The organism is uncultured Paracoccus sp., from assembly GCF_947487305.1.
GTDB lineage: Bacteria > Pseudomonadota > Alphaproteobacteria > Rhodobacterales > Rhodobacteraceae > Paracoccus.
This window is the reverse complement of the sequence record NZ_CANKWH010000013.1, coordinates 41,233-60,220: the sequence shown is the minus strand read 5'-3', so window position 1 is coordinate 60,220 and position 18,988 is coordinate 41,233. Positions and strand designations below refer to the sequence as shown.

Sequence of the window (18,988 nt, the reverse complement as noted above, 5' to 3'; positions counted from 1 at the left end):
GGGCAGATCCGGGGCCGGTCACTCGGCCCCGGTGGGAAGACAAGGGACGATTGATGGCAAGACGCAGGAAAGCCGGAACCGAGACCGTGTTGACGGCGGCCTGGCGCCAGTCGCGGCCCGGGCTGTTCGTGGTGCTGCTGTTCACGGCCTGCTTCAACCTGCTGAAGTTCGCCATGCCGCTCTACCTGATCCAGGTGCTGGACCGGGTGCCGGCCAGCCGCAGCATCGAGACGCTGGTTATGCTGACCATCATGGTCGTCATCGCTGTCGGCTGCGGTCTGGCGCTGGACGTGATCCGCCGGCGGATGCTGGTCCGCTGGGGGCTGTGGATCGAGCGCCAGTTCGGCCCGCGCATGGTCGGGCAGGGGCTCGAGGGCCGCAGCAGCGACGACCAGTCGGGCGAGATCGACGGCGCGCTTGGCGATGTCGCGCGACTGCGCAGCTTTGTCTCGGGGCCGATCGTGTCCTGGCTGGATATCGGTTTCGCGCCGCTGTTCTTCATCGGCATCTTCTTGGTCCATCCGCTTCTGGGCGTGATCGGGCTTTCCGCGTTGGTGGCGCTGGCCGTGGTGGGCATCTTGGGCGATTCCCTGACGCGGGATGCGCGCCGCGCCTCGGGTGATGCCTATCGCGAGCAGCGGGCATTGGTGCAGGCCGCCGGGCAGAACCGGGAAAGCGTCGGTGCCTTCTCGATGTCGCGCACCCTGACCGAGCGCTGGCGGCGCACCGCCTCGGCCCGGTTGGAAGAGCGTCAGCGCATCGAGGACGGGCATATCCTGTTCAAGAGCCTGCGCCGGGGCATCGGGCAGTTCCTGCGCATCGCCATGATCGCCGCCGGTGTCTGGCTGGTGGTGATCGGATCGCTGACCTTCGGCGGCATCTTCGCGGCGCGGATCATGGCGGGCTTCGGCTTCAGCCTCGCGAATGACGCGATCAGCAACTGGCGCAATCTGCGCGAGGCGCGGGCTGCCTATGCCTCGCTGAAAAAGCGGCTGGCCGAGGACCCGGATCAGCCCGCTTCGGTCGAGGGCGAGCCGGCTGCCGCGCCGCTGATCCTCGACCAGATGAGCTTTCGGCAGCCGGGCGAGCGGTCCTACCTGTTCAACCGGCTGACGCTGGAACTGGCACCGGGCGAGCTGATGGTGGTCAGCGGTCAGGCGGGGACCGGCAAGACCACGCTGTCGCGGCTACTGGTCGGGGTGCTGGCGCCGCGCGAGGGTCAGATCCGGCTGGGGGATGTCGAGTTGTCGCGCCTGCCGCCCGAGCAGCGGGCCGGTCTAATCGGCTTCCTGCCCCAGCATACCGAGCTGTTCACCGGCACCATCCGCGAGAACATTGCCCGCATGGACGCGGGCGATTTCGCCGCCGTGACCGATGCTGCCCGGCTGGTCGGGATGCACGAGAAGTTCATCGGTCTGCCCGAGGGCTATGACACGGTGATCAGCGGTGACAGCTTCGGCATGTCGGGCAGCGAGCGCAAGCGCATCGCCCTGGCCCGCGCCTTCTATGGCCGCCCGCGTCTGATCGTCCTCGACGAGCCAACGGCCAATCTGGATGCCGGCGCGCGCCGGGTGCTGGAAACGGCGCTGGCCGAGTTGAAACAGGGCGGCGCCTCGCTGGTCGTGACCCAGTCAATCCATTCGGTGCAGATCGCCCGCATGGCCGAACGGTTCCTGATCCTCGGCGGCAAGCGCGCGCATGAGGTGACTGAAAATACCGGCCGCGAGACCCGCGAACGTGCCCGTGACCATCTGAGAAGCGTGACATGACTGACCGCACCCAGACCCTCCTTGACGCCGAGACCGGCCCGCCATTCGGCCGCGGTCTGGCACTGGCCGGCTTCGGCGTGATCGCGGTCTTTGCCGGCACGTTCTATGTCTGGGCCGCCGCCGCCCCGATCGAGGGCGCTGTGGTGGCGCCGGGCCTTGTCAGCGTCGATACCAGCGTTCGCACCGTCCAGCATCTGGAAGGCGGCATCATCCAGGACATCCTTGTGCGCGACGGCGATCAGGTCGAACCGGGTCAGGTGCTGATCCGGCTGCAGAACACCGTGCCCTCCTCGAGCCTGAACGAGGTGCAGGCGCAGTATTTCGAGGCGCGGGCGACCGAGGCCCGGCTGTTGGCCGAGCAGCAGGGGCTGGACGCAATCAGCTTTCCCGGGGAATTGACCGAGAAGATCGGCGACAGCGCTGCGCAATCGGCCATGGCCGGTCAACAGGGCATCTTCGACAGCCGCCGGACGTTGATGACCGACCGGCTGACCATCTTCGAGCGCACCACCGACGGGCTCGAGACCGAGATCGAGGGGCTGGAGGGCCAGATCGCCGCCTCGGAATCGCGCCAGAAACTTCTGGGTGAGGAACTGGCCGATGTGCAGCGCCTCTTTGACCGGAACCTGACCGACAAGCCGCGCCTGCTGCAATTGCAGCGCGACGCCGCCCAGTTGGAGGGCGAGATCGCCAGCTATCGCGCGGCCATCGGCACGGCCGAGCAGAAGATCGCGGAAACCGCCCTGCGCCGGTCCGAGCTGAAGAACGCGATGGAGACCGAGGTGGTCCAGCAGTTGCGCGACAGCCGGGCGCGTGCCTACGAACTGAGCCAGCGCCTTGCCGCCGCCCGCGACGTGATGGGCCGGACCGAGATCCGCTCGCCGGTCAGCGGTGTGGTGACGGGCTTGCAGGTCCACACCGTCGGCGGGGTCATCGCCGCCGGCCAGCCGCTGATGGACGTGGTGCCGGTCAGCGACAAGCTGGTGGTGCAGGCGACCATCGATCCGCTGGACATCGATCAGGTCACAGCCGGGCAGGAGGCGCAGGTCTGGCTGTCGGCGCTGAACCGGCGCAGCCAGCATCCGATCGAGGGGGTGGTCCAGACCGTCTCGGCGGACCGGCTGGTCGATCCACAGACCGGCGCGCCCTATTATCTGGCGCGGGTCGAATTGCAGCGCGCCGAGATCGAGAAGGGCGGGATGCCGCTGCAACCGGGCATGAGCGCCGAGGTGATGATCCATACCGGGGCGCGCACCACGCTGGACTATCTGCTTTCACCGATCACGCAATTCCTGACGCGCGCCATGCGCGAGGGATGAGGTCGATCCCTTTCCCTGTTAACACGTGAGGACAAAGCCATGCAGAGTCTCGACGCCACGTTCCTTGCCGCCGGCAATATCCACGCCCGCTGCCGGGTCCTGTCGCTGCGCATCAAGGATGCGGCCGACCAGACCGTTTCGCCCGAGGCCATCGCCGTGCTGGCCGAGGCGATGCAGCGCATCCGTCCGGTGATTCTGGATTGCCCGGCCTGGCGGCGGTTGACGCAGGCAAGGGGGGATGTGCCGGTGGCGGCGCTGGTCGAGGTTCTGGCGCTCATCCTGCAGCGCTATACCCATTGGCCGGTGAAATTCTGCTCCTGGCGCGAACGCGCCTCGCAGAGCCATCCCGGGCGCACCGATCAGCTCGAGCGGCAGGGGATCGCAGTCTTCGAGATCGGCGCCGAGAATCCTGGCCGCGTGGCCGGTGAGGGAGCGATCGCTCTGGCCGAGCTGCTGATGGGTCAGCCGTCGGCCGACGAGGTCTACCACGCCTTTCTTGCGCAGATGACCATCCTCCAGGATCGCACCTCGCACGAAACGCCCTCGGGCGACGCGCTGCAGATCGCCGGCGACGCCGCGCGGCGGGGAATTGCCTGGGCGGTGATGCAGCGGTCGCAGCTGATGCGTCTGGGGCTGGGGCGCTATTCGCAGATCCTGAAGGGCACGGAATCGACGCATACCCGCTCGATCGGCCGGCTGGTGGCCGGCGACAAGGGGCTGACCAACCGGATCTTGACCGAGGCCGGTTTGCCGGTGCCACGACAGGCGGTCACCAGCAGTCTGAAGCGGGCGCAATCGTTGGCCGAGAAGGTCGGCTATCCGCTGGTGGTCAAGCCGCGCAACGGCAATATGGGGCGCGGCATCACCATCGGCGTGCGCGACGGCAAACATCTGGCCAAGGCCTTCGAGCGGGCGCAAAAAGTCTCGCACACGGTCGTGCTGGAATCGCTGATCGAGGGCGAGGAATATCGCCTGCTGGCGGTCGGCGGCCGCTTCGTCGCCGCCGCCCATCGTCGCGCTGCACAGGTCAAGGGCGATGGCGTCTCGACCATCACCCAACTGGTCGAGCGCGAGAACCTGCGCCCCGAACGCGAGCCGGTGCTGATCAGCCGCATGGCCATCCTGCGCCGGCTGGAACTGGACGATTACGCGCTGGAGGTTCTGGCCGAGCAGGGGATGCATGCGGAGTCGATCCCGGAGGAGGGGCAGATCGCCTATCTCAGGCGGGAATCGAACATCTCGCGCGGCGGCGAGCCTGCGGATGTGACCGACAGGATGCATCCCGACAATATCGAGATGGCGGGACGCGCGGCGCGAATCGTCGGTCTGGACATCGCAGGGATCGACTTCATCACCACCGATCCCGCCATCTCGTGGCGGCAGAACCGGGCAGCGATCTGTGAAGTAAACAGCCGGCCGGGGATCAATATGCAGATCCAGATGGCCGGGAAGGGCCGGGACCGCATCACCGGTCCGATCCTCGACATGTATTTCCCGCAGGGCAGCCGCTCACGTATGCCCGTGGTCGCGCTTCTCGGCCAGCCCGAGCAGACCCGGCAGTTGCGCGAGAGCATCGAGGCGGCGGCGACAGAGGCCGGGCTGGTGCTGGGACTGGTCGGACCCGCTGCGTCGCCGGCCCATCCGGACAGCTCGACGAGCACGCGGCATCTGGCTGATGCCGATGCGCTGGCCTGGGACCCCGATATCGACCTGGCGCTGCTCGAGGCGACACCTGCCGAGTTCGTCGCCCGTGGCATCGGGGTCGAGCGGCTGGACCTCGCGGTGACGGCACTCAGCGATGGTTCTGAAGCGCATGGGCTGGCCTCCGAGACGCTGTCCCGGGTCTCTGGCGGGCGGTTGGTCGGGCTGGACGACTCGGCAGCCGCCGAGCAGGTCGGCGCGGCTCTGGGCCTCGATCTGCGGCAGGTTGCTTCGACGCCGGTGCCGATGTCGCCGCAAACGGAAGCCCGCGCGAACTTTGCCACCCCCTTGCCGCGCCGAGCCCAGGACCCCGACGAGGTCGCGGTGCTGTTCCTTGGCGATCTGGGTTTTGGCGAAAGCTACATGCACCATCCCCGCACCCTGGACCTGCAGCGGATTCTGGGCAGCTTTGGACATGGCTTTTCACTGGCGAACCTGCAGGACATCCTGGGGCTTGGGCATTTCACCATCGCCAATCTCGAGGTGCCGCTGTCGATGCGCCCCGACCCGGCGCTGCAGGGGCAGAAGAACTATCTGGGCTGGTCCGATCCCGAGCGGACGGCGGCCGCGTTGCAACAGGCCGGGATCGATGCCGTCTGCCTTGCCAACAACCACATGCTGGATTGCGGCGCGGCGGGATTGTCGGACACGCTGAGCCGGTTGCAGGCGTCGGGGATCGGTGCCTTCGGTGCAGGCGAGGGCGAGGCTGCGGCCGCCCATCCGCTGATCCATCGCTTCGAGGTGGCCGGTGCCGAGCGGTCGCTGGTGGTCTTTCCCGGCTTCGAATATCGCCGCCGCTATGATCGCCGCTATCGCTGGTATGCGCGGGGCCAGCGCGGCGGGATCGGGCTCTTGTCCCCCGATGCCATCGCCCGGCAGATCAGCGCCCTGCGCGAGGTGCTGCCCGATCCGGTCTTCGTGGGCTTTCCCCATTGGGGTACCGATTACGAGGACACGACCGACGCTCAACGCGTCACGGCGGCGGAACTGGTCGCGGCGGGGCTCGACCTGATCATCGGCCATGGCGCGCATGTGCTGCAGCCGATCGAGATGATCGAGGGGGTGCCGGTGCTTTACAATATCGGGAACTTCGTCTGGAACACGCCGGGGCGCTTCAAATCGCGCGAGGTGCTGCCGATGGGCGCGGCGGTCAGCCTGACATTCGCGCGCAACCAGCGCGGCGGTCCACGGCTGCGGCTCTACCCCATCGTGACCGACAACGACCTGACCGGCTTCCAGAACCGCCCGGTGACCGAGGACGAGTTTCCCGAGGTCGCGCGCTTCCTGACCTCGCGGCTGACGGGCCGTCCGCGCCGGATGCAGGACGAGGCGGGCTTCTGTCTGGACCTGCCCTTGCACGCGCGACGCACCGCCGAGGCATCCGCGTCCCACGTGGCGGCGGAATAGCGCCGCGGTTCTTGCGCTGAAGGGGCGCTGCCAAGGGGCGGCGCCCCTTTTCCCGGACTGCTGCTTGCGCTATGGCAGGGCCATTCCCGCGACAGGAGCCGCCGATGAAAGCCGCCGTCATCACCTTCCCCGGATCGAATTGCGATCGCGATCTGGCCGTCGCGCTGGATCAGGCGGGCGCCGATGTGTCCCGTGTCTGGCACAAGGACGAAGCCTTGCCGGCGGGGACCGATCTGGTTGCCGTGCCGGGCGGGTTCTCCTTCGGCGATTACCTGCGCTGCGGCGCCATCGCTGCCCATTCGCCGATTGCGGCAGCCCTGCGCGAGCACGCGCGGCGCGGCGGCTATGTGCTGGGGGTCTGCAACGGCTTCCAGGTGCTGACCGAGCTGGGCCTGCTGCCCGGGGCACTGATGCGCAATGCCGGGCTGACCTTTGTCTGCCGGCCGGTCGGGCTGGTTGTGGCAGCGGCCGACAACGCCTTCACCGCCGGATACGAGCGGGGCGCGCGGCTGGAGATCCCGGTCGCCCATCACGACGGCAATTACCAGATCGATGCCGAGGGGCTGGCGCGGCTGAAGGCCGAGGACCGGATCGCCTTCACCTATGAGGGCGCGGTGAACGGCTCGGTCGCCGATATTGCCGGCGTGCTGTCCGAGAACCGCCGGGTTCTGGGCCTGATGCCGCATCCCGAGCGGGCGGCCGATCCCAAGCTCGGTGGCAACGACGGCGCGGCGATGTTCCGTGGCCTCATCGATCAGGCAGTTGCGGCCTGACTTGAGAGAAAGCCCGCAAGGGCTTAGATTGGCTTGATCCATGGCAATTGATGGACAGGCTGATTGGCAAGGGAAGCTGACCCGACCCAGATGACAGACACGGGCACCGAAACGCCGCTGCGCAATCCGTGGTGGCTGCGCATCGCGGTTGCGCTGATCCTGGTCACGGCGGCCGGGGTCATCTGGGTGACCAATGCCTGGCTGACCGAGCGGTTTTCCGAAACCACCCGGGTGCGGCTGGAGCTGCGCTCGGCGCTTTACATCGGCAACCTGCGGTCGGAATTGCAGCGGACGGCGGTGGTGCCCTTGCTGCTGGCGCGCGATCCGGCGTTGATCGGCTCGCTGAACGGGCAGGATTTCTCGACCACCTCGGCGCGGCTGATGGCGGCGCAGAAGGAAATCAACGTCGCCTCGATCCGGCTTCTGGATGCCTCGGGGCGGGTGGTGGCCTCGACCGACCGGGCGCTTCTGGGCGGCAATGACCTGTCCCAACCCTATTTCGTCGAGGCCCTGCGCTCGCGCGAGACCGTGTTTACCGTCAGCAAGAACGAAGCCGGGGCGAACGAGTTCAGCTATTCCCGCGCCGTGGTCGCCGAGGGCAAGGCCGTGGGGGTGATCGCCGTGGCCGCCGACCTCTTGCGGCTGGAACGGTCATGGGCCGGGATCTCGGACGCGGTGGCGGTGCTGGACAGCGCCGGGACCATCGTGCTGTCGACCGAGCCGCGCTGGCGCGGGCTGACCCTGCCCGAGGCGCTGTCGGTGCGCTCGGCCCCCAATGCCATCGACCGGGCCTTCCAGGTCACCGCTGACTGGACCAACCAGCCGCCCGACGCCTATCTGCGCGGCAAGGCGGTAATGCAGACCGAGACCCGGATCCCCTTCCGTGGCTGGCGCATGGTGTCCTTTGCCACCTATGATTCGATCCGCGAGCGGGTGAACGCGGTTCTGGCGCTGGAGATCATGGGCTTTGCCATCATCCTGGCCGCCGCCTTCTATATCCTGTCGCGGCGCGAGCGCGAGAAATCCGTGGCCTTCATGCGCGAGTCGGCTGATCTCAGGGCGCTGAACAACCGCCTGAAAGCCGAGATCGCCGAGCGGGTGCGGGTGCAGCGCGAACTGAGGGTGGCCGAGCAGACGGTTCAGCAAAGCTCGAAACTCGCGGCCCTGGGCGAGATGTCGGCAGGGGTCAGCCACGAGTTGAACCAGCCGCTGGCGGCGATGAAGACCTATCTGGCCGGCGCGCGGCTCTTGTTGCAGCGCGGGCGCGGCGAAGAGGCGCTGTCCAGTTTTCAGCGCATCGATGATCTGGTCGAGCGCATGGGCGCCATCACCCGGCAGCTGAAAAGCTTTGCCCGCAAGGGCGAGGAGGCGATGGAGCCGGTGGACCTGCGTGCCAGCGTCTCTGCCGCGCTTACCATGATGGAGCCGCAATTGCGCAGCGGCGTCATCCGCGTCAGCCACAGCATCCCGCGCGAGAAGATCATGGTTCTGGCCGACCGCATCCGGCTGGAGCAGGTGATCATCAACCTGTTGCGCAATGCCGTGGACGCGGTGAAATCGCAGCGCGACCCGACGATCGAGATCTCCGTCGGCACCGGCTCGCACGCCTATGTATCGGTGCGCGACAACGGCCCGGGCGTCGCGGATCTGGAAAAATTGTTCGAACCTTTTTTCACCACCAAGAAGCCCGGCGAGGGAACCGGGCTGGGACTTGCGATTTCCTCTGGGATTGTCTCCGATTTCGGGGGACGATTGACGGCCCAGAACAATGAGACGGGCGGAGGGGCGGTGTTCGAGGTTGAACTGCCGCTCTACGAGCCCGGTGTGCGGCGCCGGATGCCGACCCCGGAGGGCGGGGACAGCGTGGCGGCCGAATGATGTATTTGAGACAAGGATGGCCAAATGGCGCGTAAACTGAAAATCGCGATCGTCGATGACGAGCCCGACATGCGGGAATCGATCAGCCAGTGGTTGGTGCTGTCAGGCTTCCAGACCGAAACCTATGCCAGTGCCGAAGACGCGCTGAAGGTCATCGGTGCCGACTGGCCGGGCGTCGTAGTCACCGATATCCGGATGCCGGGCATGGACGGGATGACCTTCCTCAAGCGGCTGATGGGGCTGGATTCGGGTCTGCCGGTCATCATGATCACCGGCCATGGCGATGTGCCGATGGCGGTCGAGGCGATGCGGCTTGGCGCCATGGACTTCATGGAAAAGCCGTTCAATCCGGATCGCATGACCGAACTGGCCAAGAAGGCCACGCAGTCGCGCCGGCTGACGCTGGACAACCGCGCCCTGCGCCGCGACCTCAGCGAGGGCCAGCAGGTCATGTCGAAGCTGATCGGCACCAGTCCGGTGATGGAGCGGCTGCGCGAGGATATTCTGGATCTGGGGCAGGCCGATGGCCATGTGCTGATCGATGGCGAGACCGGCACCGGCAAGACGCTGGTTGCCCATGCGCTGCACGCGGTCGGCCCGCGGGCCTCGAAGAAATTCGTGCCGGTTTCCTGCGCCGCCTATAATGACGAGGCGCTGGCCTCGCGGCTGTTCGGCCCGCTGGAGAACGGCGTGCCGGCGGTCGAGGAGGCGCGGGGCGGAACGCTGTGCCTCGAGGATGTCGAGGCGCTGTCCGAACCGCTGCAGGCGCGGCTCTTGGCCTTCATCAGCGAGCAGGGGACCCCGGCCGAGACCCGGATCATCGCCATCTCGAACGCGCGGGGCGAGGGGCGCAAGGCCGAAGATTCGCTGCGGCCCGATCTCTTCTATCGCCTCTCGGCGCTGAAGATCACCCTGCCGCCGCTCAGGGCACGCGGCGAGGATATTCTTGCCCTCTTCACCCGGATGACCGAGCAGTTTTCCGAGGAATATGGCTGCGAGCCGCCGCAGGTGAACGCGCAGGAGGCGGCGCAGCTGCTGCAGGCGCCCTGGCCGGGGAATATCCGCCAGTTGATCAACGTGGCCGAGCGCGCGGTGCTGCAGAACCGGCGGGGCTCGGGGTCCATCGCCTCGCTGCTGATGGCGGATGGCGATGACAACCAGCAGGCCACCACGACCGAGGGCAAGCCGCTGAAGGAATATGTCGAGAGCTTCGAGAAGATGCTGATCGACAATACCATGCGCCGCCACAAGGGCAGCATCGCCAGCGTGATGGAGGAACTGTGCCTGCCGCGCCGGACGCTGAACGAGAAGATGGCGAAATACGGGCTGCAGCGCGGGGATTATCTGTAGGCGCGCAGCCGCCCGGCGATGAAAAAACGGCGGCCCCGTAGGGCCGCCGTTCCTGCCTGGGGGTATCAGGTTCAGACGAAAGCGAAGCTGTCGTTTTGCATCTCGAGCGTATAGGTCGCCTCGGTGTGTCCGGCGACATCGGTTTCTGCGGTCAGGATATGATCCTGATCGTTGAACACGGTCCAAGGCAGGCTGTCCGGCGCTTCGGGATTCAGCGGATTGTCCTGCGCGAAATCCGCGATGTTGTAGTTGGCTTGATCTCCGCGGCAATCTGTCACGATCACGGACTTGAGGATGTCGCTGCGGTCGATGAACGGATCTTGTTCGACCAGCAGGGCGACGATCTGGTCAAGATAGGCATCCGGATCCTCGCCCATCTCGGCCGGCACGTTGATGCTGACGGTATAATACCAGTCGCCACTGGTGTCGCCGGGCGTAGGTTGATAGCCGCCGTTGCCGTCATCAACATTGTAGAACGACAAGGTCAGATTCGTGATCTGGGCGTCCTGCATCTCGATCTTGCCGGCGACATCCGGGCCGTCCAGCGGGCGGTCGCAAAGGTCTACGGGCTCGGGATGGCGAACCTCGCCGGTATCGGCGAGCTTCAGGCTGGTGGCGCCGCCGGCGGCGCCACTGACGCTGGTGGCGCGGATGCCGATCTCGGCATTGGCCAGCTGGTCGAGACTGGTGATCTTCAACGCGCTCAGCGAGACAGTGACCGTCCCCGCGGTGTTGTCGGCATCATTGCCGCCGACGCTGCCGAGGGCCTTGGCGTAGTCGAAGCCATCGAGCTTGTCGCCGTCGGTATCCGACCCGTTCATGTTGTTGGCGTTGCTGCCGACCTTGGTGATCGAGCCGCCATCATTGTTCACATCGATGAAGAAGCCGTTCAGGTCGGCCTTGCCGCTGAGGAGCTGGTATTTGAACACGACATTGCCATCGAGGATCGTCGCGATGACCTCGACGCTCACTCCGCCCGAGCTGAGGACCCATTTGGCAAAGGACTCGTTGGGGGTGGGTTCGGTCACAGTACTTCCTCCAGTATGGTCTTGCGCGCCATGGTCTTGGCCACCGAGATCGCCGCGGGTGTTGTGGTCCTGGTCCTTGCGGTCATGACCATCTCCTTGGTCACGCCCACGGCCGTGATCGTCGCCCCGGTGGTCGAAACGATCATTGCGGTCATCGCGGTGGTCGGATTTGCCGTTTCCTCGGCTGGTTTTGCCGGACTTACTCATCAACTTAGCCTTTGTTAAACAACGTCTCCTAAAATATCGGCGAAATTTGGCCGATCAATCTGTCGAAAAGTTAGTTGTCGGATTTTCATATATTTGCGATTAATATCATTGACTTATGCCATAATTTTACCGGGTTTCTGGCGTCCTGTGGCAGGGTGAATCGGCGAATTTTGGAGTTTTGCAATCAAAAGTTGTATTTTTCCGAAGGCTTCCCGCTTTTCTTGTGCGACACATTGACTCGGGACCGCATGAGACCATCGCTCTGGCAAGCGCCGGCGATTGCAGCCTTGCACCAATGGGCTTCGGGCGGTAACTGCGGCTGACAGCAGACAAGGCAGCAGACATGACCGAAACGCCCAAGAATGCCGCCCATCCCCGCACCCGCGCCGTGCATCACGGCACGCGCCGAAGCCAGTATGGCGAGATGGCCGAGGCGATCTTCCTGACCCAGGGCTTTGTCTATGACAGCGCCGAGCAGGCCGAGGCGCGGTTCATCGAGACCGGGCCGGACGAGTTCATCTATGCCCGCTACGGCAACCCCACCAGCCGCATGTTCGAGGACCGGATCGCCGCGCTGGAAGGGACCGAAGATGCCTTTGCCACCGCCTCGGGCATGGCGGCGGTGAACGGTGCGCTGTTTTCCATGTGCGCCCCGGGCGATCACATCGTCGCCTCGCGTGCACTCTTCGGCTCCTGCCTCTTCGTTCTGGACCTCTTGGCCAAGTTCGGGGTCGAGGTCTCTTACGTGGACGGCACCGATCTGGAGCAATGGCGCGCGGCGCTGCGGCCTGGCACCAAGGCGGTGTTCTTCGAGTCGGTGTCGAACCCGGGCCTCGAGGTGATCGACATGAAGGGCGTGGCCGATCTGGCCCATGCGGTCGGCGCGCTGGTGGTGGTGGACAATGTCTTTGCCACGCCGGTCTTTTCCCGCGCGGTCGAACAGGGCGCCGATGTCGTGGTCTATTCGGCCACCAAGCATATCGATGGCGGTGGCCGGGCGCTGGCCGGGGTCATCTGCGGCACGCGCGACTATATCCGCAAGGTGGTCGAGCCTTATCTGAAACATACCGGCGGCGCGATCAGCCCGTTCCACAGCTGGATCATGCTGAACGGTCTGGCGACGATGGATCTGCGGGTGCGGGCGCAGGCCGACAGCGCGCTGACCATCGCCAGGGCGCTGCAGGGCCATCGCAAGCTGAAGCGCGTCATCTATCCCGGCCTTCCCGACCATCCGCAGCACGCGCTGGCGATGGAGCAGATGGGCAGCGGCGGCACCATGCTGGCGCTGGAGGTCGAGGGCGGCAAGGACGCGGCCTTCGCGGCGCTGAACCGGCTGCGGCTCATCAGCATCTCGAACAACCTGGGCGACGCGAAGTCGATCGTGACCCATCCGGCCACGACCACCCATCAGCGCCTCAGCGATGCCGACAAGGCCTATCTGGGCATCACCCCGGGCCTGTTGCGGCTGTCGATTGGGCTTGAACATGCCGAGGACCTGATCGACGATCTGCAGGCCGCGCTGCAATAGGGCGCGGTCGGACCGTTGGGCCCGACAGAAATCATTTGGGATCGGGCCACCGATCCCCATATATGCCGCAGCCTTTCCCCCTGAAGGAGCCGAGCATGACCGAGAACCGCCCCCTGATCCCGGCCTATCCGGCGCTGGCGCGCGATTACGACGCCGGCTTCACCGTCGATGCCGCCTACAAGGCCAGTTTGCCTGACCTGCAGAACGGCCCGGCCAGCCTGATCGTCGGCGCGCACAAGCCGATCCAGCATGTCGGGATCTCGAATTTCCGTCTGCCGATCCGCTATCAGCGGCGCGACGGGGGCGAGATCACGCTGGAAACCAGCGTCACCGGCACCGTGAGCCTCGAGGCCGGGCGCAAGGGCATCAACATGAGCCGCATCATGCGCTCCTTCTATGCCCATTCGGAAAAGCAGTTCAGCCTGAAGGTTCTGGAAGCCGCGCTGGATGACTACCAGGCCGATCTGGATGCGCTGGATGCCCGTATCCTGATGCGGCTGTCCTATCCGGTGCGGGTCGACTCGCTGCGTTCGGGCCTCTGGGGCTGGCAGTATTACGACATCTCGCAGGAGGTAGTGGAACAGCGCGGCCATCGTCTGCGGATCATGCATTTCGATTACGTATATTCCTCGACCTGCCCCTGTTCGCTGGAGCTGTCGGAACATGCGCGCGAGACCCGGGCGCGGCTGGCCACGCCGCATTCGCAGCGCTCGATCGCGCGGATCTCGGTGGTGATGAACGGGCCCGAGAAGATCTGGTTCGAGGATATGGTCGATCTCTGCCGCCGCGCCGTGCCGACCGAGACGCAGGTCATGGTCAAGCGCGAGGATGAACAGGCCTTTGCCGAGTTGAACGCCTCGAACCCGATCTTCGTCGAGGATGCGGTGCGGGCCTTTGCCCAGCAGCTGATGGATGATCCGCGCTATGGCGATTTCCGCGTCGTGGCCAGCCATCAGGAATCGCTGCATTCCCATGATGCCGTCAGCGTGCTGACCGACGGTCCCACCTTCGAGCAGCACAGCCTGGACCCGGCGCTGTTCGCGCGGCTGCGGGCCTGAGCCACAGCCGCGCCGCGCGCCGGCCTTATTCGGTTGCGGCCGGGGCCGAGGTCTCGGTGATCGGGATGATCGACAGGGCGTAGATCCCGCCTTTCTCGTCAAGGCTGGTCAGGTTGACGCAATAGCTGCCATCGGCGCTGACCGGGGCCAGTTCCAGCTTGCTGTTGGTATCGCCGCCGCCATCGTCATCCTCGGAGATCACCTGCCCGATGCCGTCCTCGAGCGTCAGGTAGGTGTCGAAGATCGGGCTGCGCGCCTCGATCCGCACGCCGGTTCCGGCGGCGACGTTCAGGGCAATGCTCGCCTTGGTCGACAACTGGTCGCTGGTGATGATCTCGTCGCTGCCGGCCTTGATCTCGACCGGATCGCCGGCGGTCCTGATGCAGGCATCGGGCGGCGGGGCCGGGGTGATCGAGACCGGGACCACGGCATCGGTCTTGGCGAAATTGACGACGGTATCGACCTGCAGGCAATAGTTGCCCGGCTGCAGACGGCTGACGATGCGGGCATTGGTATCGCCGCCACCGTCATCGTCCGAGGCGACGATCTGGCCCTTGTCGCCGAAAAGGATCAGCGTGGTGTCGACGCTGCCCGAATCGGCCAGCATGGTCAGCGCGACCGGCGCGGTGATGCCCAGTTCGATATAGCGGGGCTCGTTGCGGCGCAGCTGGACGAAGGCGCCGGTGACATCCTCAGGCTGCTTGTCGAAAGTGAGGCTTTGGGCGGTCAGCGCGGCGGGCTGGCCGCAGAGGCCGGTGGCCGGGCTCGCGCTCTCCTGTGCCTGCGCAGCGCCGAAGCTGCAGGTGACGGCAGCGGCGGCAAGCAGCAACGGTTTGAATTCTCGCATGGAAACCCCTGAATGATCGTGACGCATGACCCATGTGCTCGCCCGGAACGGTGGACAGGTCAAGCGGGCTCTGGACCGTGGGCGCGGCAGACGGGCTATTTCTGCGGGTGGCGGGAACGGAATGTGAACACGCCCTTCCCATGAGGGGCCTTCGCGTCTATGTTCCGGTCATGAGCCAGTTTGACGATCAGGATGCCTTCGAGGCCGCCGTGCCGCTGTCGCAACGCGCCCTGTCAGCGCGTCCGGCCCCCTATCTCGAGGGGCTGAACCCCGCGCAGCGCGAGGCGGTCGAGGCGCTGGACGGGCCGGTCTTGATGCTGGCCGGGGCAGGGACGGGCAAGACCCGCGCCCTGACCACGCGGATCGCGCATCTGCTGCTGCTGGGCAAGGCGAGGCCGGGGCAGATCCTTGCCGTGACCTTCACCAACAAGGCCGCGCGCGAGATGAAGAACCGCATTGGCCGGCTTCTGGGCGAGGCGGTCGAGGGGATGCCCTGGCTGGGCACCTTCCACTCGATCAGCGTCAAGATCCTGCGCCGCCATGCGGAACTGATCGGCCGGGACGGGCTGTATCTGAAACCCAGCTTCACCATCCTGGACACGGATGACCAGCTGCGCCTGCTGAAGCAACTGATCGCCGCCGAGAACATCGACGAGAAGCGCTGGCCGGCGCGGCAACTGGCCGGGCTGATCGATGACTGGAAGAACCGCTGCATCACCCCCGCGCGTCTGCCCAAGGGCGAGGGCGCGGCGTTCGACGGCATGGGCGGGCGGCTTTACGCGGCCTATCAGGACCGGCTGCTGGCGCTGAACGCGGTCGATTTCGGCGATCTCTTGATGCATTGCGTGACGCTGTTCCAGGCGCATCCGGACGTGCTGAAGCAATGGCAGGACCGGTTCCGCTATATTCTGGTGGACGAGTATCAGGACACCAACATCGCGCAATACATGTGGCTGCGGCTGCTGGCACAGGCGCATCGCAACATCTGCTGCGTGGGTGATGACGACCAGTCGATCTATGGCTGGCGGGGGGCCGAGGTCGGCAACATCCTGCGTTTCGAACAGGATTTCCCCGGCGCGCGGGTCATCCGGCTGGAACAGAATTACCGCTCGACCCCGCATATCCTCGCCGCCGCCTCGGGGCTGATCGCGGCGAACAAGGGGCGCTTGGGCAAGACGCTGTGGACCGATGCCGAGGACGAGGGCGAACGGGTGCGCCTGATCGGCCATTGGGACAGCGAGGCCGAGGCGCGCTGGATCGGCGAGGAGATCGAGAGCTTTCAGGGCGGCCATCGCGCCAGCATCGGCCGGGTCAGCCTGAACGACATCGCCATCCTCGTCCGTGCCAGCCACCAGATGCGGGCTTTCGAGGACCGCTTCATGACCATCGGTCTGCCCTATCGCGTCATCGGCGGCCCGCGCTTCTACGAGCGGCAGGAAATCCGCGATGCCATGGCCTATTTCCGGCTGGTGGTCAGCCCCGCCGACGACCTGGCCTTCGAGCGGATCGTGAACACCCCCAAGCGCGGTCTGGGTGACAAGGCGGTGCAGACCATTCAGACCATCGCCCGGCAGAATGGCGTGCCGCTGCTAGAGGGCGCGAAAATTGCCGTGGACGAGGGGCATCTGGGCGGCAAGGGTCTGGCCAACCTGCGCGACTTCGTGACCGGGATCGGGCGTTGGCATGCCGATGTGCTGGACAGAACCGTCAGCCATGTCGAACTGGCCGAGCGGATTCTGGACGAATCCGGCTATACCGCCATGTGGCAGAACGAGAAGTCACCGGATGCGCCCGGGCGTCTCGACAACCTCAAGGAACTGGTCAAGGCGCTGGAAGAGTTCGACAACCTTCAAGGCTTCCTCGAACATGTCGCACTGGTCATGGACCGCGACGAGGGTGAGGCGGCGGAAGAGGTCAGCATCATGACGCTCCATGGCGCCAAGGGGCTGGAATTTCCGATCGTCTTCCTGCCGGGATGGGAGGACGGGCTGTTCCCCAGCCAGCGCGCCATGGACGAAAGCGGCACCCGCGGGCTCGAGGAGGAGCGCCGGCTGGCCTATGTCGGCATCACCCGGGCCGAGCGGCTGGCGACCATCAGTTTTGCCGGCAACCGGCGGCTCTACGGGCAATGGCAAAGCTCGATGCCCTCGCGCTTCGTCGACGAACTGCCCGAGGATCATGTCGAGGTGCTGACCCCGCCGGGCCTCTATGGCGGCGGCTATGGTGCGGCGATGGCCTTTGCTGGCGCCAATGGCGGCAGCGACATGCACCAACGCGCCGCTAATGCCGATGTCTATAACTCTCCGGGCTGGAAGCGGATGCAGGCCAATGCGACCCTGCGCAAGCCGCCGATGCAACGCACGCCGGTCATCATCGATGCCGAGCTGGCGGCGGGCTTTGCCGTGGGGGATCGGGTGTTCCACCAGAAATTCGGCAATGGCACGGTGATGGGCATTGCCGAGGATACGCTGACGGTGCAATTCCCGACCGGCTTCAAGACCATCAAGGCCGCCTACCTGCAGCCCTCGGGCAATGCGGGCGGGGATGACGTGCCGTTCTGAGCGGTCGAGCCTATGGCGCGCCGCCCCGCACGCCCTTGGCGATCGCCTCCGCCAGCCGCTGTGCCTCACGGTCCAGACCCCAGGGCGGGTTGATGACGAACATGCCCGAGCCAACCATGTTGTGATCAGCCCGGACTGGCGGAAAGCGGATCTCTGATACCAGCGCCTGCCGGTGAGTCTGCTTCAGCCGCGTGAGCATCGGCAGATGCCGGTCATCGGTCAGGATCGGGTACCAGAGCGCAATCGTCCCGACATTCCACTTTCGCACGATCTGGTCGATCTGGCGGGGAATCTCATCGTACTCGGTCTTTACCTCGTAGCTGGGATCGATCAGCATGAAGCCCCGCCGCGGTGTCGGCGGGCACAGCGACTGCGCAACCTGGAAGCCATCGCGTCGGTGAATGGTGGCGAAGCCTGCCACCCAGGACAGCGCCGCATGTTCCGCCGGGTGCAGCTCGGCCAGATGTGCATTGTCTGATTTGCGCAGGAAATGCGCGGCAATAAGCGGTGATCCGGGATAGGCGGCGCGACCATGTGCGGCGCGCACGGCGGCCAGCACCTGCAGGAAGGGGTGGCCAGCGGGCAGCCAGCCCTCGGCCTCGGCGCGCCGGATGCCCGCCGCCGCCTCGCCGGTCTTCTGCGCCTCGGCGCTGTCCAGCCGATAGAGGCCGCGCCCGGCATGGGTCTCGATATAGCTGAGCTGCTTGTCCTTGCGCGTCAGGTAATCCAGCGCCACCGCAAGCAGCGTGTGCTTGTGGAGATCAGCAAGGTTCCCGGCGTGATAGGCGTGCTGATAGCTGAGCATCTTTTGCCCATAACCCGGCCCGCAGAAAAAGAAAAGCGGCGGCGCCCAGGGAGGAGAAGGGGCGCCGCCGCGTTCACGCTGGCCCAGGGAGGAGGAGGGGCCGCGTATGGGGTGCGGTGTCGCCCTGGGAGGAGGTAGGGCTTCACCGCGAACAAGGCGGGCTGTCCAGGGAGGAGGAAGGACAGCGGGCCTCGTATTCTTTTCAGCGGCGACCCCTGGGAGGAGGAGTGGGGCCGCCGCTGCGACAGGATGGCCCTAGGGAGGAGGAGCGGGCGATCCTGTTAACTGGGTGGCGGCATCCTCAGGGAGGAGGAGGGAGGATGCCGCCTAAGCCCTGGCCCCAGGGAGGAGGAGGGGCGAGGGATCAAAAACCTGTGTTACTGCGCGGCGCCGTAGGCGGCTTCGCGGGCGATGCGGGAGATCATCGAACGATGAATGCCCAGGTCAGCCAGGTCACGCGCGGTCAGGGCGTTCAATTCGCGAACGGTCTGACGGTAGACGGCATTGCGAGCGCGGTTTTCCTGAATGCCGGCGATCACGTCGCCCAGCCAAGTGCGGAAACCGGCTTCTTTGCGGGCGCTGCCGTGGATATGTTCAATTGCAGCCATGTTCGTCTTCCTTGCGTCTGCTCTTCGTCTCTGCGCCGAACCCGGATGGTCCTGCGCTTTCGGATGAGACAAAGATGGCGCCAATGCTGCAGATGCACAATGGCTGGAATGTGGTTTTCTGCTATGCAGCAATTGCATAACTATTGCTG

Annotated in this window: 13 protein-coding genes; 9 read left to right on the top strand and 4 right to left on the bottom strand. The window is 65.7% G+C overall.

Translation table 11 applies throughout. The annotated features are described in order from the left end of the window. Positions 1-53 precede the first annotated feature (53 nt). The 6 genes from Q1A36_RS15275 (at position 54) to Q1A36_RS15250 (ending at position 10,197) form a co-directional block, all read left to right on the top strand. The gene (locus Q1A36_RS15275) at positions 54-1,769 is read left to right on the top strand and encodes an ATP-binding cassette domain-containing protein (protein ID WP_299845905.1); all 1,716 of its coding nucleotides are present in this window, start codon (positions 54-56) and stop codon (positions 1,767-1,769) included. Continuing rightward, the gene (locus tag Q1A36_RS15270; RefSeq protein ID WP_299845903.1) at positions 1,766-3,088 is read left to right on the top strand and encodes an HlyD family type I secretion periplasmic adaptor subunit; all 1,323 of its coding nucleotides are present in this window, start codon (positions 1,766-1,768) and stop codon (positions 3,086-3,088) included. The genes Q1A36_RS15275 and Q1A36_RS15270 overlap by 4 nt, the downstream gene beginning before the upstream one ends. A 39-nt stretch (positions 3,089-3,127) precedes the next feature. Further along, positions 3,128-6,196 (top strand): CapA family protein, encoded by a 3,069-nt coding sequence (locus Q1A36_RS15265; RefSeq protein ID WP_299845901.1) that lies wholly within the window; start codon positions 3,128-3,130, stop codon positions 6,194-6,196. A gap of 104 nt (positions 6,197-6,300) precedes the next feature. Beyond that, positions 6,301-6,969 carry a phosphoribosylformylglycinamidine synthase subunit PurQ gene (gene purQ / locus Q1A36_RS15260; RefSeq protein WP_299845898.1) on the top strand — a complete coding sequence of 223 codons (669 nt, stop codon included), beginning with the start codon at positions 6,301-6,303 and terminating at the stop codon, positions 6,967-6,969. 90 nt (positions 6,970-7,059) lie between these two features. Next, positions 7,060-8,847, top strand: a complete 1,788-nt coding sequence (locus Q1A36_RS15255; RefSeq protein WP_299845895.1) for an ATP-binding protein — start codon at positions 7,060-7,062, stop codon at positions 8,845-8,847. A gap of 24 nt (positions 8,848-8,871) precedes the next feature. Then, entirely contained in the window at positions 8,872-10,197 is a 1,326-nt protein-coding gene (locus tag Q1A36_RS15250; protein ID WP_101750791.1) for a sigma-54 dependent transcriptional regulator, read from the top strand. Positions 10,198-10,268: 71 nt separating this feature from the next. On the opposite strand, the gene Q1A36_RS15245 is transcribed toward Q1A36_RS15250, so the two are convergent. After that, on the bottom strand, positions 10,269-11,432 hold the full coding sequence (locus Q1A36_RS15245; protein ID WP_299845890.1) for a hypothetical protein: 1,164 nt from the start codon (positions 11,430-11,432) through the stop codon (positions 10,269-10,271). 343 nt (positions 11,433-11,775) lie between these two features. On the opposite strand from Q1A36_RS15245, the gene metZ reads away from it, so the two are divergent. Both metZ and folE2 read left to right on the top strand, forming a co-directional pair. Then, complete coding sequence (metZ, locus tag Q1A36_RS15240) at positions 11,776-12,960, top strand: O-succinylhomoserine sulfhydrylase (protein ID WP_299845887.1); 1,185 nt, start codon at positions 11,776-11,778, stop codon at positions 12,958-12,960. A gap of 95 nt (positions 12,961-13,055) precedes the next feature. Next, complete coding sequence (gene folE2, locus Q1A36_RS15235) at positions 13,056-14,018, top strand: GTP cyclohydrolase FolE2 (RefSeq protein ID WP_101754035.1); 963 nt, start codon at positions 13,056-13,058, stop codon at positions 14,016-14,018. A 25-nt stretch (positions 14,019-14,043) separates the two neighbouring features. Here folE2 and Q1A36_RS15230 read toward each other — a convergent pair whose 3' ends face one another. Further along, entirely contained in the window at positions 14,044-14,865 is an 822-nt protein-coding gene (locus Q1A36_RS15230; protein WP_299845882.1) for a hypothetical protein, read from the bottom strand. 170 nt (positions 14,866-15,035) lie between these two features. On the opposite strand from Q1A36_RS15230, the gene Q1A36_RS15225 reads away from it, so the two are divergent. Continuing rightward, positions 15,036-17,426, top strand: a complete 2,391-nt coding sequence (locus tag Q1A36_RS15225) for a UvrD-helicase domain-containing protein (protein ID WP_299845879.1) — start codon at positions 15,036-15,038, stop codon at positions 17,424-17,426. Positions 17,427-17,436: 10 nt separating this feature from the next. Here Q1A36_RS15225 and rlmJ read toward each other — a convergent pair whose 3' ends face one another. Then, positions 17,437-18,231 carry a 23S rRNA (adenine(2030)-N(6))-methyltransferase RlmJ gene (rlmJ, locus tag Q1A36_RS15220; protein ID WP_299845876.1) on the bottom strand — a complete coding sequence of 265 codons (795 nt, stop codon included), beginning with the start codon at positions 18,229-18,231 and terminating at the stop codon, positions 17,437-17,439. A gap of 377 nt (positions 18,232-18,608) precedes the next feature. Next, entirely contained in the window at positions 18,609-18,839 is a 231-nt protein-coding gene (locus Q1A36_RS15215; protein WP_299845873.1) for a DUF1127 domain-containing protein, read from the bottom strand. Between the last annotated feature and the right edge of the window lie 149 nt (positions 18,840-18,988).